The sequence below is a fragment of the Halomonas sp. 3D7M genome, from assembly GCF_014897885.1.
Lineage (GTDB): Bacteria > Pseudomonadota > Gammaproteobacteria > Pseudomonadales > Halomonadaceae > Vreelandella.
The window spans coordinates 840-1,404 of the sequence record NZ_JABUZF010000276.1 but is presented as its reverse complement, the minus strand read 5'-3'; the positions used below and the strand labels follow the sequence as shown (position 1 = coordinate 1,404).

At 59.8% G+C, this 565-nt stretch carries 1 protein-coding gene; it reads left to right on the top strand.

Annotated features, from left to right (window positions below):
- Positions 1-45: 45 nt before the first annotated feature.
- Positions 46-565: transposase (locus INT22_RS21680; RefSeq protein ID WP_226912958.1), on the top strand; the 520-nt coding region annotated here is incomplete at its 3' end.

Here is a 565-nt window from a genome sequence, read left to right as displayed (position 1 = left end):
GTTTTCGAGGGGTATAGAAGGCCGACTTTCGATATAATATCGGCCATGAATTCAACCGCTTCCGCTCCTTCTTCCAATGCACCTTCCTACTCGGCTCTGGCCGAGGAGAATGCCGTGTTGCGGGAGCAGTTGGGTGCCCAGGCGGAGGCCATTCGTCAGCTGACGCATCAACTGGACTGGTTCAAAAAGCAGCTGTTCGGTCCCAAATCCGAGAAGCAGGTGTTCGATCTTCCCGGGCAGGACAGCTTGTTCCAGCCAGAGGAAGCGCCGCTACCGGCGCCGCCTGCTGACGAAGAAGAACGCCCCATCAAGGCCTATCAGCGTGGCACCGGCAAGAAGCAGCGCGACGATGGCTGCCTGAACGACACCGGTCTGCGCTTTACCTCTGATGTGCCGGTGGAAGTCATAGAGTATCTGCCGCCAGAGCTGACAGGGCCGGAGGCCGATCAGTACGAAGTAATCGGCAGTAAGACCACCTACCGGCTGGCCCAGCGGGCCTCCAGTTACGTGGTGCTGAAGGTGGAGCGCCCGGTGTTCCGGCGCAAGGGGAGTGACAAGCCGGTGA